General features: G+C 56.9%; 12 protein-coding genes. 2 read left to right on the plus strand and 10 right to left on the minus strand.

Features of this window, described 5'->3' with window-relative positions:
- Nucleotides 1–94: 94 nt before the first annotated feature.
- Nucleotides 95–1,150: a protein kinase domain-containing protein gene (locus ACQK2L_RS25810; protein WP_425399928.1), complete on the plus strand. Its 1,056-nt coding sequence runs from the start codon at nucleotides 95–97 to the stop codon at nucleotides 1,148–1,150.
- Complete coding sequence (locus tag ACQK2L_RS25815) at nucleotides 1,084–2,247, plus strand: hypothetical protein (RefSeq protein WP_425399929.1); 1,164 nt, start codon at nucleotides 1,084–1,086, stop codon at nucleotides 2,245–2,247. Before ACQK2L_RS25810 ends, ACQK2L_RS25815 begins: the two co-directional genes overlap by 67 nt.
- Before the next feature lie 7 nt (nucleotides 2,248–2,254).
- On the opposite strand, the gene ACQK2L_RS25820 is transcribed toward ACQK2L_RS25815, so the two are convergent.
- The 10 genes from ACQK2L_RS25820 to ACQK2L_RS25865 form a co-directional block, all read right to left on the minus strand.
- Nucleotides 2,255–3,304: a serine/threonine protein kinase gene (locus tag ACQK2L_RS25820; protein ID WP_425399930.1), complete on the minus strand. Its 1,050-nt coding sequence runs from the start codon at nucleotides 3,302–3,304 to the stop codon at nucleotides 2,255–2,257.
- Nucleotides 3,305–3,756: 452 nt separating this feature from the next.
- Nucleotides 3,757–5,184, minus strand: a complete 1,428-nt coding sequence (locus ACQK2L_RS25825) for a hypothetical protein (protein ID WP_425399931.1) — start codon at nucleotides 5,182–5,184, stop codon at nucleotides 3,757–3,759.
- A complete protein-coding gene (locus tag ACQK2L_RS25830; RefSeq protein ID WP_425399932.1) occupies nucleotides 5,181–6,638 on the minus strand; it encodes a hypothetical protein in 1,458 nt (485 codons plus the stop codon). The genes ACQK2L_RS25825 and ACQK2L_RS25830 overlap by 4 nt, the downstream gene beginning before the upstream one ends.
- 267 nt (nucleotides 6,639–6,905) lie before the next feature.
- On the minus strand, nucleotides 6,906–7,196 hold the full coding sequence (locus ACQK2L_RS25835; RefSeq protein ID WP_425399933.1) for a hypothetical protein: 291 nt from the start codon (nucleotides 7,194–7,196) through the stop codon (nucleotides 6,906–6,908).
- The gene (locus ACQK2L_RS25840) at nucleotides 7,193–8,017 is read right to left on the minus strand and encodes an ArdC-like ssDNA-binding domain-containing protein (protein ID WP_425399934.1); all 825 of its coding nucleotides are present in this window, start codon (nucleotides 8,015–8,017) and stop codon (nucleotides 7,193–7,195) included. Before ACQK2L_RS25840 ends, ACQK2L_RS25835 begins: the two co-directional genes overlap by 4 nt.
- A 700-nt stretch (nucleotides 8,018–8,717) precedes the next feature.
- The gene (locus ACQK2L_RS25845; protein WP_425399935.1) at nucleotides 8,718–9,266 is read right to left on the minus strand and encodes a hypothetical protein; all 549 of its coding nucleotides are present in this window, start codon (nucleotides 9,264–9,266) and stop codon (nucleotides 8,718–8,720) included.
- A gap of 259 nt (nucleotides 9,267–9,525) precedes the next feature.
- Nucleotides 9,526–9,753, minus strand: a complete 228-nt coding sequence (locus ACQK2L_RS25850) for a hypothetical protein (RefSeq protein ID WP_425399936.1) — start codon at nucleotides 9,751–9,753, stop codon at nucleotides 9,526–9,528.
- Nucleotides 9,754–9,984: 231 nt separating this feature from the next.
- Nucleotides 9,985–11,271, minus strand: a complete 1,287-nt coding sequence (locus ACQK2L_RS25855) for an aminotransferase class V-fold PLP-dependent enzyme (RefSeq protein WP_425399937.1) — start codon at nucleotides 11,269–11,271, stop codon at nucleotides 9,985–9,987.
- Nucleotides 11,231–12,121, minus strand: coding sequence for a hypothetical protein (locus ACQK2L_RS25860; RefSeq protein WP_425399938.1), 891 nt, complete (start codon nucleotides 12,119–12,121; stop codon nucleotides 11,231–11,233). Before ACQK2L_RS25860 ends, ACQK2L_RS25855 begins: the two co-directional genes overlap by 41 nt.
- A gap of 420 nt (nucleotides 12,122–12,541) precedes the next feature.
- A complete protein-coding gene (locus ACQK2L_RS25865) occupies nucleotides 12,542–12,862 on the minus strand; it encodes a hypothetical protein (RefSeq protein ID WP_425399939.1) in 321 nt (106 codons plus the stop codon).
- Between the last annotated feature and the right edge of the window lie 1,876 nt (nucleotides 12,863–14,738).

The following is a 14,738-nucleotide window of genomic DNA, read 5'->3' on the forward strand; positions in this document are numbered from 1 at the left end:
ATCCACATCCCCCGAACAACGACCATTGAAACTGACCGGGGTCACAGGCTGGAGAGACGCTCGCGCATTCTGGCCACAATCTGAGAATCAGCAGATGGCCAGGAAATCCAATGCAACATTGAAACAGCGGAGCGGGCTGGTCTACCTCGACACCGCGAAGCTCCACGTTTTGTTGGAAGCACGCGGCGAAAGCTTTGGGTCGGCGGGCGGCGTCGCAGCATCGACTTGGAGAAACCTTGCCCAGGACCGAGGTGTGTTTCCGAATACGGCCAAGCGCGTCGCCGACTACCTGAAGCGACCTCTCAACGAATTGCTGCGGCCGACAAACGAGGTGGTGTCTGATGGGGAGTTCCAGTGGCCGGAGCATCCTGAATGGACAGTCGTCAACGGGACACGCACTGGTTGGGAGTACACGTCGAACGGGCTGGGCTACTTTCGTTGCCAGGTCCGACACAGATTTGTGGGAGACGCAAATGTTCCAGAATATGGCCGGGCACGGTTTTACGATCTGACGGCCGTTTCGTCCGATGACCGGGGTGAGATGCGCGAAGTGCTCACCCGTCATGCCCGCGTCTGTCGCGAATTGTCGGGTTTCCCACAACTAACTCGCAACAAGAGTGTGCTTCCTGTCGCAGGTGAAAGTTTCTGGTGGGTCATTGATGAGTGGTTCGAGTCAACAACGCTCGCAAGAATGATCGACGAGGGGCCGGTCGCGTTCGAGCAACTGCTGCCGGTCATGCAACAGGTCTTAGAGGGGCTTTGCGCACTGCACGAGCGCAAGATTATCCTGCGTGAACTGTCTCCGCGACGTGTCCTCATTGGCGACGACGGAACCGTGCGGTTGACCGACCTGGATTTGGCGAAACTGTTGCTGCATGGAAAAACCGTATCTGCCGAGTGGCCGATTGATCCCTACCGAGCGCCGGAAGTGGAAAGCGGTCAGGCGACGCCACAGGCAGACTACTACAGTTGGGCCATCGTATTTCTGCACGCGGTGACAGGCGACGACACGATCGCCCGTTACGACGGTGAACTGTGGGAACAACTTGAACTACCGCGACCAGTTGTCGATGTGCTAAAGCGATGCGTCGCATCGATGCCGAGCAAACGACCCCGGTCGATTCAGGAAATCCGAAAGGCACTCGACTGATGACGCTCGACCGCGAACATATGAAGCCGCACATTCGCGAGACTTTGGCCGTACTATCAAAAGATAAGAACGCGCCAGAACTTGGCGTGCATGTGATGAGCGAGTTCCTGTTCTGCCCCCGGGCCGGAATCATCACATATGAATCCCATCAGGTTGACACCGGGGCCGATTTCGAGCCAGCACCCGCGCTTGGCGGAATTCCGATGTTCGACATTGACCGGATTCAACGCAAACTGGAAATCCAAACTCGGCAAATCAAACAGTTGTCAACGGTGATTGGCGGCGTTGTGGGTGGAACCGTGCTTGTGTATCTCTACCTGCCCGCCTTCTTGGTCTGGCTCCTGGCAGCGTTGATGTTTGTGCCGCTCTTAACCTATTCGCAGTGGTTCCCGGTCATCACGTCTTGGCTTCATTTGCGGGCGAGGCTGGCGCAATCGCGCCTGGCCAAGCCCAACGAACCGAACTGGGAACACAAGCTCCAGCAGGAAATCCAATGGTGGGAACTGATTGCCGCTGGCTTCCAGTCGATCGAACTCAACCGACCACTGCACAACCATGAGATCGCTCTGACTGGCAAACCCTGGCGGATTCTTCACCGGGGTGAACTACGCATACCGGTGCTGCGGATTCACGTGGATGAAACGGAGGGTTCAATGGGACAGTTTCGTCCTCGACTCCAACAGCAGGCTCGGCTGGCCGCCTACGCATTCCTGACTGAGACGTGCGAACGTGGCAATGCGGATTGGGCGATCGTGATGTTCAATGACGGCGATCGTGGACTTGCTTTCCCGCTGGATAAGGAAGAATGGGAAGCGTTCCAAACAGGGTTGCCACGTGCCCGGAGCGAATTTCAACGCTACGAGAACGCAGCCCAATACCGACCGCGACCGACCGATCAAGGCAGAGTCTGCCGGGGGTGCCCGTTTGGCAAGCCACGCCGCGTAGGTCTGCGTCCGACAGTCTTGAACGGAGTCGAAGTCCTTCCACGCATTACGACTGATAATCTCAATCGCGAATTCCACTGTACGTGCTACGATCGCTTTGGCGACGAAGTCCCACCGCACAAGCTCGCGCGGCAACTTGGCCTGACCGATTGAATTGAGTCTAATCTACGTGCGCATCTTTGGGCGGCGATTCGTGAGTACCAACGAATCGTTGAGCCAGCCAATCGCAGAATTGTTCCCAGTATCCCTGTCGACGATGACTGCCTGAATCGCGGTCTTCCAAATGGCGATGGACAGCTCGCAGTGCATCCAGCCAGGCTCCCGAGGTGAGGAAACGTTGACCGGGGTCAAGTGCGAGGCCTTTCTGGACAACGTCGTCGAGCTGTCGGCGCAACCGACGCGGAACAAACCGCTCGTGGATGGCGATTTCGCTCGGCGGAACGACGACGTTGTCGGGGTCGAAGTACCGAGGCAGTCCTGCCTGCCCTCCCAATCCTTCGTAGGGAATCTTGAGTGTCAGAAGTTGATAAAGCAAAACGGACGCCGCAAATTGATCCGCCCGTTCGTCGACGCCCGCGGCTGCATCGTGCTGCTGTTCCGGAGCGGCAAAGACGGGGCTGAGTCCGTCGCCGGGATGACGAAATCCTGTGCGTTCGATCGGCCACGCACTACCAAAATCGATTAGTGACAGTCGACTCGGCTTTCGTGAGATGATCAGGTTCGCCGGCTTCAAGTCGCCGTGGATGATACGAGCGTACCGATGCATCAGGGTTAGGTCGACGGCCATGCCGTGGATCAACCGCACGGCATGGGCCGGTGTCGGTGGGACAACCTTCTCACGCTCGATCCGCTGAAGGTACTGGCCGAGGTCGATGCCCGGCGTCCAGGACAGCACTATCCGCGTCCGCCCGTCTTCCCTGTCGATGTCAAAGATCTGGGGCAGCGAACGACTGTTCAGATTCCGCAGGACGGAGGCGTGCTGGGCCGTTGGTTCGTCATCCGGCAGGACGAGCAACATACGGAGCTGCATCCCGGCTGCAGGGTCGCACACCAGATACCGTGCGCGGGGGGCCGAAGCCAGGCGGCGAAGGACCAAATAGATCCGCCCTCTTAGTCGCTGACGGTCGATGACGTCATAGGTCTTCCCATCGATCCGCACGCGGTTCCGGTTCTGATTTCTTGGTTTCGAGCGGCGGTTGCGTCTCTCCATGCGCGATCCTGCCCTGCCTCAGACTCGCGCCGGGTGTCGGTGGAAGTGTCGGCGAATACGGTCGCCTGACACTTGCGACCAAAACGGCCCGCAAATGCAACTGTACGTGCGACTTATTGTTCCTCCACGGCCTCCGCCATGGGAGTCATCATGCTGTCGGAAATGCTGGACGCTGGCTCGCGGGCTGGATGCATCAAGCTGGCCGGCCGGAACGACGTTCAGGAGTCCGGCCGCGCCGCAGCGTTCAGCGGAGGCGAACGACCGAAATCGGCCCCAGCCGATTCGGTCGCAGGTCCGGCCGCCGAGGCCGGACCACGTCACGTTCAGGGACGTTGCGGCCGGTTCGCCCTCGCGAACCGCCGCCTGGTTCGTCCAGAACCTCCGAGCGTTCAGCGCTGCTGGCCTCGCCGAATTTGCGACCAATTGACTCGGCTTTCTTGAAAGTGAAATCGTCATTTGGAGAGGAGTCCATCTTCGACCATGAGTTCGCCGTACTTCACAAGAAGCTGTTGGGCTCGACGAACCTTGTCTCGTTCCGACCCTTGCCCAAGGGTTTGCAGTGACACAAACGACGGAAATCCTCCCTTCTTACGCATATTCGCCGGGTGTCCGCCGGCTTGATAGAGGAGATTGAGACCGTCACTGGAGTCGTCGAGGGCACCAGACCCTTTCAGGGCATTGAGTGACGTCGGTTTCATGGGACCGCCCTTGGCGATCGGATTTGACTTGGTCGGCTGAGTGATGGCGCTGTCCAGAAATGGGGCAAGCAACGATTCGATCTCAGACAGGTCTGCCTGGTACTCGGCCTTCAGCTTTTCCAGTGCCAGCCGCGCACGTAATTCTTCATTTCGCTTTTCGATTGCCGCAAGTTCGGCAGCTCTTTCTTGCGTTTCAAGCTGCTCGGCTGCAAGTTCCTGCTCTTTCAGGAGTCTCCGTTGTTCGCGCTGTTCGGCGGCGATTTTCGCCGCGAACTCCTCATCCACTTTACGGATTTCAGCCCGGGTCGTCTCGCTCAGTTTCTGTCGAAATTGTTCATCGCGTTCTCGTTGAACGGCAGCAATTGTATCGGCCAACGTCTGTTGCCCCGGGTCAAGTCCATCGGCCTTCGCCATGATGAGTTGCAGTGCCCGCACCTGCTGTCGGAGTTGGTCAAACGCGGAGTTGACTTGGGCGTCCAGCGACTGAAAAGCAGTTATGTCGTCAGGGGTCACAACGACGCGGATCGACTGATCCCCATGGGCAAGTTTGATGCGGGAAAAAAGCGTGTCGAATTGCCGTTGCCAGCGATCCAGATCGTCGAACGTCGCCATCTTGACGTCTGACAGCGCAGCGTATTGCTGTAAAAGCTCCGGGCGTGTGGCAATTCGGCGTCCTGCGTCATTGGACGATAGCGGTGCAACCAAATCCTGCCATTCATCCAACTCTTTTTTCAGGGCGGAAATCTCGGACTCGATTCGGCGTCCGATCTCGTAGGCTTCGATCACGTTCACTCGATTACGGACTCGCTCACCCTCAAGCTCGCTTGCCTGTGTCTTGAGGGAGTCTACGATGTCGGCCCGCAGCCTGGCGCTTTGTTCAAGACTGTTGAGTCGTTCCTGAATCTTCTGCAGCGCCGAGTCGTCTAGTGTCTCTCCACTGGATAACTGGTTGCGAACTGAATCCAGGAACTGATCCTGCTGCTTCGTCTGATCTTCAATCTTGTCGATGCGATCATTGATGATTTGATTCTGACGATCCGACTCAGCCCATTCGTATACCGTCTTCCCAAAGGTGAGATACAAGAGGAAGACGACCAAGATCACGGCGACGAGGGTACGTATCGTATTTCGAAGCCAACGCCCATCGTCAATGGGGTCAGCAGATGGATCACCCATACTCATCGCGGAGGCTCCTGAATCGGTTGAGCGGGATGGCGAAGAACTGGGGCATGGAGTAGCGCCCCACCGATGACAGCCAAGATGACTGAGAGGAATTTGAGGTTTCCGAGTGCCCCAAAGTAAGCCAATGGCAAGCCGACCCCGGTCAGTACGAGAACGAGGCCAAGGACAAGTCCGAATGGTTGCCCGAACGCAAACGGGCGATCGCACGCTTGCGCATGAGCGTTTGCCGCAGTGATCGCGCTGTATGCCGCTGCCAGAATCACTACAAACGCGAATGCCAAATCGATCAGGTCGCTGACGCCCCAATGCCATGCCAACGACAGTCCCGACAATCCCACGGAAGCTGTCGTCCAGATCGTACGCTGCCTCGCAGCAGCTATTCTCCTTCTGGTTTTCTTTTCTTGCTCTCGCCGTTGCAGCTCGGCATTGATGTCGAGCGGTCCCCAGCCCGTCAGCACAATGTGATCAATGAGGACGCCTGGTTCGTACTCGAATTCAAATCGATCGATTGTGTTGCGTTGCTCCCAGGCGACGGTTTCGACATCTTGCTCGATAATCTGAGCACGAACCAACGTCCCGTCGATGATCCGGACGACAGGTTCCAACCAGTCCGGAATTCGGTTGACCAATTCGGCGACCGCTTTAGGAAGCACAACACGCGTATTGGCAATGCTGGTGACGATGGCCGCACCGGTGTGGTATTCATGTCGAGCGATCCGATGAGTGTGGGTGCCGCGATCGACCGCATCGACGTCCTGGATAGCGATCCCGTGCAGACTACGGTTGTAGTGGACAAGACCTTTCTCAATCACGGTGTCATCACGGTCCTGCACGATGACATCGCGGAAGAAGTGGTAACAGCACGTGTTTTGACTCGTCCATTCGACCAGTCCAGAAATCTCCTTATCCACCAATCTGTCGAGTGCATCGAACAAATCCTGAACAAAACGGTCGATACTCTGACGCAGCGACGTTCTCAGCTTCTTCAGCGCGGCGTCCGGATCCAAAGCAAGGAGATGGGCATTGACGGGATTCGCGATGGGGCGAATCGCCAATCTTGATTTCTCTATCATTGCGTCCAGCTTTTCCTTCATAGCCGTCGCCTTGCCCTCCTCAAACGTGTGGCCTGATTCCTGCCGAAACTCAAGGTTGGCACGACATAGCAACGGCACGAGTGCTTCCACATCCGAGCGAAAACCCGTCAAGCAACTGTGCGACTCACTGAATGCGCTACAGAGTTCCATCGTGGTTCCGTCTTGTGGTTCATTCAGAAATGGCACGCGGCGCATAATCTCTGCGGTCAGCTGTTCCTGGGTCGCTTGACGGGAAGAGTAGTCCGGAAGTTCGACAACCTGAGCCTCAGGTGTCGATTGGGACTGGGGGTAGATGCGTCCGCGAAATCGGACGGCAGGACGAGTACGATCGCTGATGGCCTCAGACGTTGCGGCGCGCATGTCGACACTCCTGGGCTGGATTTGCGAATAGGATTTCGGTCCTTAAATGATAAGGTGTACGCCCGCGAGAGTACAGAATCCGCGCTCACATCGCGGGTTGTGGATGAGGGCTGGCGGGATCGGCAATGAAAAAACGAGGCCAAGTGGCGTGCAGCAACCTGACCTCGGTACTCGAATCGGGTTCGACTGGGTGATTCCTCCGACCACTCGGCGATTCCTACGTTCGCACCCTTTCGGAGCGAGATTTGGCTTGCAATCGCAACGCCATCACTTGCCTCTTTCCGTCCTGCGGAACTTAGGATGCGTCATTCCCAGCGACGACCAGCCTCTCATGACATCGACATACAGTTCCTGATTCTCACGATGCCTTGCAATGCATTGCCGCATCAGATCGCGTCGGTCCGCTTTGGACATTTGCCGGAAGGTGTTCATTCCGCTCCGGAGTTTCGAGATCACATGCCGAATGACGGCGCGATTCGAAATGCCAATATGACAATCGCGGTCGATGATCTGTCGCACGATTGGATGAATGGTCAGGTGCTCATGGTAGTCGTTCATGCCGCGACCTCCTCATCCTGCTTTGCAGAGGTCAACGCCCTGATGACCCTGGTCGCTGTCTGCTGGATCAGTGCCAGTGACTGGCTGAGGACTTCCGTGTCGCCTTGATACAGTTGGATGTAGTCTGAACTATGAGTTGAACAGTCGAGGCCGAGAGCGCTACAGACGGCGTACGCTACAGCTTCTGCCTCAGTTTCCCGGACAGTCATAGTCGTCTCCTGACGACGTTCCGCGCCATGTAACCACTCGTGAGCTAACTCATGGGTCAGTACGGCGAAACGTTCCGCTGCACCAAGACCTTCGGCGACCACAATTGATCCCTTCTCGGAAACACCCTTTGTCCCAAGAGGAAGCACCTCGTACCGCAGCTCGATCCCGGATTCACGAACAAGAGTTTCCAGACCTTCGAGCAGATCACCGGGATCACCTTTGATATGTGCCAGCTCGGGAAGTTCCTCGCCCTCGGTTTGACTGACGTCGAACACGTGGACGACTCGAAATCCCCGCACCCCCGACTCCGTCTGCTCACGACCGTCATCCGCCTCGACCTTGCGGCGATACGTGAGCGGCGCGAGAATGGCGATGCCCTTCTCTCCTTTGCGTACGTATCGTTTCAGTTCGAGCCACTTGCGAAACCCGGCAACCTGGGTGGCCCCCGGATTCTGCAGCGCAATCAGCATGCAGTTTCGCCAGGAGTAGTGGTGGAAGCGGCTGACGCATTCGATGAACTTCAGCAGTGTTTCGCTGTGTCCGGCTTCGAGTTGAGCCTTCAGCTCTGCCAAAGCATCATCCGCCAATTTCTTTGCACGATCTTCTTTCATGTCGATTCTCCTTCGAGAAGTAGTTGCAGCCGGCATCTGCAACCGGAAAAGTGAATCGGGCCTGCCGGCGGCCCGCATGGATGCGAGCACGGCACGTCAAGGTGGAGCCTTTCGCGCGAGCGAAAGCAGCAGCGGACGCCGACGGCGGTCGCGGACCTTGACCGCCGTGGCAGACTCAGAAGGGCCGCTGACGAGCCCCCCTTAAATGCGAACGAGGCGTCTTCGATGGATGTCGACGGCCAGAATGGGCCAATGAAGGCTCGTGGTTTGGTGAGCTACTTTTCGATCATGAGCGCACCGGCGACGGTAGTTCTGTGAGTGCGGTTGATTCTTGCCATTCAAAAGACCGCAGTGCGGTCAACTGCTGGTCCAGATCCACTCGCTGAACGGCCAGTTAGGAGCTGTGACACCTAATTTGCGTGCCAGTGACCAACGCGTTCTTCAATCTTTCTCCCCGGCATTTGGTAAACCTCGAAATTGAACCAATGCACGCCACCGGCTTTCGAGTGGCTGGGACGAGTCAATCGAAAGCGGGGCAGTCACGTGTTCCCGAAGCTACTGAAGAGAGAACGGAGTGTGGCAGGGATAGCACAATGCTGAGCAAAGCGCAAAGAAATGGGGGGATGTCGTGAAGGTCTTGTTGAACGAAGGTAGGGATGTGGCCGCCCGAGAACCGGGCGGCTGAAGCGTCAGGTCAATGCTAGGAGTCCGTGGCCGGCGGCTGGATAGACAAGGCATCCTTCTGGAGTTGGGGCGGCCGCCACTTCAGCAGTTCCGAAAATCGGCTCCACAGTTCCTTGATCTGGCTGGGCGATGTGGCGAGCCAGACGGTATCGAGCAGTTCTTCCTTCTCCTGCTGCAGCTGGAGAATTCTTTGGCCGAGTTCAGTGGTCGACAAGAATTCACGAACATGAACGTCTCTTCGCCGTTTGATGGCTCTCTGGACTTCGAAGGGAGTGCTGTAGTGCTGACCAACTTCGTCGATGGGAACTCCCGAAACGCGGGCGTACATCTCGCGATAGATTTGTTCCTCGCGTTTACGAAGTTGGTTCTGTGCCTTGGCATTGTCTTGCCATTCATCTCGCAACGCCTTGAGCCCCAGAGTGTTCCACGCTTCTTCGTCGGCCTCCTTGTGAATTCGATCATAGAATCCAGGATCTTCGTTCGACTGCAACTCCTCAATCGCGTGATCAATCCGTCTTGCAATGCGTTCTTTCCAATGCTCTTTTTCTTTCACTGTTAATGACATGATGGTTTCTCCGTTTGTGCGAATCGGCCTTCGCAAGAATTCATTCAATTAAGTGATGGGCCTGCCGACGGCCCGAAACCGGGAACCCACGGCAGGTCAAGGTGGAGCCTTTCGCGAATGCGAAAGCAGCAGCGTTCGCCAACGGCGGACGCGGACCTTGACCGCCGTGACATCGTCAGAAGGGCCGGAGAGGAGTCCCCTTTTGAGAAAACGCGTAGAAGCCCTGGCATCCGAGCCATGTGCGTCAAGCATCGATGTGCTATCGATTCGTGGTCTCCGCCTCGAAGTGCATTTGAGACAACCGCAACGCCAACTCGAAATCGATCCCTTGCTGACGGCAGTAGTGACGAATGTCGGTCAGCAGGTCGCAAAGAATGACTTGCTGAGATTCGTTCGTGTCGACGAAACCTTGCTGGGCGCTCTCGTTGACGTGTTCGCGGAATAGACCATCCATGATCTGCGTGATTGCGTTCTGGTTCGTTTTCATCGTTTCCCTCCGTTGGATCGAGATCGAGAACCGGCCTTTCGATCTCGTCGTCAGTCGTTTTCAATGCCGGTGGTTGCCTTCACACGGCACGACAGGTCTAGGTGGAGTCTTTCGCGCAAGCGAAAGCAGCAGCGGTCGCCCCCGGCGAACGCGGACCTTGACCGGCGTGCCATGATGCGAGAGGCCACAGCGAGACCCTGGCTGGGCATCAATCGAGAAAGACGGCGATTGTTACGCCGTGCTGGACAGTGCAGTTTGCAACGCAGCACAGTCGTCAACGGAGAACGGGCGACTGGGAAGCGACACACGGACGATTCCGCGGGCGTAGGCCGACAGGGCGATACTTCGGTTGAGGAATCGACGGCGAAGCATTTCCGGAGAGACGTGGCGATCGGAATCGCGTGGGGATTGCAGGAGAACGATCCGCGAACGGAGATCGTCGCAGGGTGTCCGCACGCGCCACCCAAGCGAGGCGGCCATGGATGTCAGGATAAGTTCATTGTCGGTTGCCGCATCGGTTGCCTTTCGATTCCGCAGTGCATCGATAGCAGCGGCATTGGACGTCAGCATCGGCGAAAGCGACACGGTTTCACCAAACCGCTGACACGCTCCGCCATCGAGTTCGTCGGCAAATCGCATGAGGGGATCGTCGATTGCCCCTTGCTGCGTCCATCTCTGTGTCGAATCACGAATATAGTCTGCCGTGGCGGGATGGCCGAAGAAGCCGACGCCCATCGGAGTGAAGGCTCGTAACCACTTATGGCATCCGGCAATCACAAAATCACAGTAATTCGACGCCAATGCAAGCGGCACATGATTGTAGGCTTGCGCCGCATCGAGAACGACGAAACGCAATTCGGCTTCCTTCCGAATCCGATCGACGATGCGGCGAACCGGCAACTGGACTCCCAGATTGTCAACCAACGGTAAAAACAGTCCATCGCAAACGTCCCGGACAAACTGTGCGGCGATCTTGTCGGTCAGTTCATCAGCGGTGAGCTGGCGTTTCAGGATATCCCGTCGAATCCGTACGTTCGTGACTTTGTAGCCGCGATTATTGGCGGCACGACGCAGAATCCGGTCGTAGGCTGGCCAGCTCAGGTCGGTGACGAGAATGTTGTGACAGGGACGAACCAACAGCCGAGCCGCCAGTTTCATCAAGGACGCGGCACGAGATGCGATCAAGACGTTGCTGTCGCATTGAGAGTCAGACAAGACGCGTAGCGATTGCCGCAGAGTCGATACGCCACGCCAGTCTTCGAGACCACAATACCCGTCGCGGATAGTAGATGGGAGAGAAGCGAAGCCATCTTTCAGAAAGTCAGTCAAGTACAGCGTGGCACCGTATTCGCTGGAAAAGCGAGCAAAATCGACCGAGGCACGGCAGGCTTGCGGTGACATCAGGCCCAACCGTGCCGTATCCAGATACAGCAATTCGGGCATGGCCTCATCAACTCCTGACTTGATCGTAACCTGATCAGTGCTGCTGATCCAGTAGTTCTCGGTAGGAGATGGCATACACGCCGAGTCGATTCCACACGGCTTCAGCTTCCTGAATCTTCGCGAAGTTGAAATCGAGCAGAAATCGAATCGTCCGTCCGGCTGGATCTGCGGTCTGCATCCCGACTGCGCGCGTCCCATAAATTCCGAAATCACACAACAGTTCGGAATCGTTTTCCAACGCCGATTCTCGGACCAAACGGAGCCAGATGCCGTAGCGATGTTGTTGGTCGAGCCAGGAGTGCAGCGGATCGACCGGAAAGAGATCCGACGCCGGCCACAGATGATCCGCGATAATGGCAGTGCGTTCTATACGGATCGTGCCTTCGTCGTGCAGTTCAAGATTGAGTTGTGTGCTCTGCTGTCCAGGTCCATCCTGCCAGTAGTGCGCCGACTCGACATAGGCGACCGACCGATAGAGATGCAGGCCGGGACTGCGGAGCAGCTCTTCGTAGACGACGCGCCAGCTCTCGGTAGAAGTGAATGCGACCTGCCCCTTGGCCAATAATGCGCAATCAGCGGCAATGGAATTCAGTCGGGAGAGTGCAAGTTTGCGGAACGTTGGGTCCGTGCGACTGGAGACGTCCTGCAGAGCGTCGGCAAGAGACGCATGGAGCGTCGCCAGCTCCGGATCGCTCGCCAGACTGAGCAACAGCTCCAGGAGTGGCGGTTGTTGAGGACGTGCGCGGACCTCCAGCCAGGTCTTCATCACCAGACCAATGAGCGCTGAGACGAGCAAACAAAGATAGCCAAGCAGAAAACTTGTCGGAGCCGCCGCCCAGACAGCAAAGGTCAGTCCCGCCAAGCCGGCGGAGAGTAGGAGAGGTTTCGACGAATGCTCGCTGTGCGTTGTTTCGGTCGCGTCCATCGATTTAGCGTACGATGCAGGCCGTGGCCGTACAACGTCCCCAATTCGGAAACGTCTCTGGCAGCGTGCAATCGCACTCGGTTTGCAGCATCATCCGCACAGACGGCCGAAACATCTGGCTTGTTGGGCGAGCAACTCCCACGCGCGGCTGCGGCATCCCTGAGCTAACGCATTGTGGATCGATGGCAACTCAGACGAATCGAGGATGGCCCAAAACGGGACCGATCCAATGGGATAGGCTATCGGGTAGCTCTCCGATTCGATTGCATCGTCTTCGCTTCTGAGCGTTCGCAAACCTGCTGCGTCAAATGTTCCAACAAACGATCGTAACATTTCCGAGATGTACCACGATTTTCACGTGCGAGTAAAGGCTTCGCCGACTAAAAAATCCGCACGTTGCTGTTGATTCGTAGTCGCACTTCATCGAGTGCCTGTAGCAAGGCTTCTTCCTTGATCGATGGTCGCGTGACGCATGAGGAATTGAGCAAACGCTTCAGCCACCACGCATGCGGAGCGAGCTTCTCGATGCCAGCGTGCACGCGAATAGTGGTTTTTACGGAGCGAATTTGGGTCGGCGACATTCTCATCGAATCGGAGTTTTGACTCGAACGTTTCCAACTCACTCCCGTCGCTGGCAACCGAAATCGCAGCGATTTGAAGGATCGGTCGCCAGGTTTCAAGGCCGCCCGTTTCGAGGTCCACAAAGACCAGCCGTTCATCAGGAAACGATTCGTTTTCCATTCCTGAGTCGATACCACGGAAAACATTTTCCAGTCAAACATTGCCGTATTCTGACGAATTTCTCTCGAAACGATGACTTTTTCGGCGGTACTGCTATGAAGGGTCCTGTAGGCGAGTACTCCACTCGCCGGTCGTCATGCTCATGCAAAAACGCATTCGCTCGAAATCGGCGGCGATAGCCGTCGAACGAAGAGTGATTGAGCTGATGTCTCCTGACGGAGACGGCAGGTTCGGGAATCGTGGTCTCATCAGCCGCGGATAAGAACTGGAAGCCTTGCCAGCTTCCCGCGTCGTCAGACGCTGTGCCGGCTCTTAGCGCTGGGTACGTCGAGAGGCGTTCGCCCAGAGCGATGGAGGCTCGTTGGAGTAATCTCGATTGAACTCACGCTTCCCTCGTATGGAAGAAGGGTTCGAAGATCGAAGTAATCCCAGCGTTCTATCCAATGCGGCATGGCCGTTCTGTTGCCTGTCGCGGAGAGTGGGTCGCGACAGGAAAGGGGAAGAAGGGCGATGCGGAAAAACTTCGCTTACAACTTGTTGTCGAGCGAGGCCGTGTCGGTGAAGTGATAGTTCACTTCTTTGCTGCGAGAACCGTAGCGAACAAAGCGGGTGCAAATCCCGTCCGTGGGGTCCGGGCTTGCCTTGGGCGAGTTCGTTCAACGCGGCTGGCGTGGGGAGTTGTCTTTTGGTGACAGAAGGCACCGGGGTCTGACCACCTCGGCGACTGGTTTAAACGACCGGCGGCGAAAAGCTCAACCATGAAAGGCGCAATCGAATACGTAAGAAAGCGCTTGCCAGTGAGATTCTGAAGCGACGGTGCCGAACCGTGAAAATCCGTGTGGGGTTGGTACCCCGAGCTTCTGGTTTCGTAGGTGGGAAATCAGTCATTTTGTGAATGGCTGGAAAGTATGGCTGGCCGGAAGGCAGCACATACCCACGCGGACCGCGTCATCATTGGCGCTAGCGACGTGACTTCAGAGTCGAAGATCGACACTAACGCAGGAAGCGCTGTGGCTTCCGGGTTTGGCTACCCGGTGCATGGTCTGGTCGGCCATGTGAAAGTAAGCGTGACTTTGTCACGCCAAACGCCGTAGTGTGGGAGCGTGGCCTGAGTAGAACTCGTGGGGAACTGCGAACGGTGTTTCGAGCGAAGGCTCGGACATGAACGCGCACATTCGAGTGCGTTCGATCACGCGCGGCAAGGCAGTCGCGACCCGTCTGCCGATTGGGAGTGATGTCCCGGTCAAAGGGCAGGAACGAAAGGGCTGAGGAGCTTGAGGTTGCACAGTGCAACCGAAGACTCCGTCAGGTGATGTATGGCTGGCGCTCAATGGTGAGCGTCGGCTTCCTTGGCTGGCAGCGATGCGGCTAGAGCTGGTTGTTCGGAAGAGCAGCCAGCTTTGGCGGCGGACTGACGACGCACACTCGACTTGTGTCTTGCGACCCGTCGATTGTGCGGCCGAGGTTCTTTTTTGTGGGCACTATGTATTGTGGAAGTGCACTGACGAAACCAGTGCAGACAAAGCGACAGTGCGTGATGCTCGCAGGCTTCTGTGGTGACGATGCTGGCCCTTGGCCGCGACTTCTGTCGTGTCGAGGCCAAGGCAACCCGTACCGCACCACGGTCGCTGATGCCAGGGATTTCTCTAAGGAGAAGACGGCATTGGGGTTGGCCGCAACAGCCCCATCTTTTTCTGACTCGAAGAAACCGTGAGGAACGATGTCATACCGTTGCGTCGCAGCATCACCAGAAGGACTCGTTCAGCAGGTCGCTGTATCGTACCTGCGACACGGCTACTGGTGGTACGTGACCGGCCGGATTCCGAGAAGCAAAGATCCCGCAACCGTCGATCGGAAGCTCATCGCGAAGTACGGG

The organism is Aeoliella sp. (assembly GCF_965227375.1).
Lineage (GTDB): Bacteria > Planctomycetota > Planctomycetia > Pirellulales > Lacipirellulaceae > Aeoliella.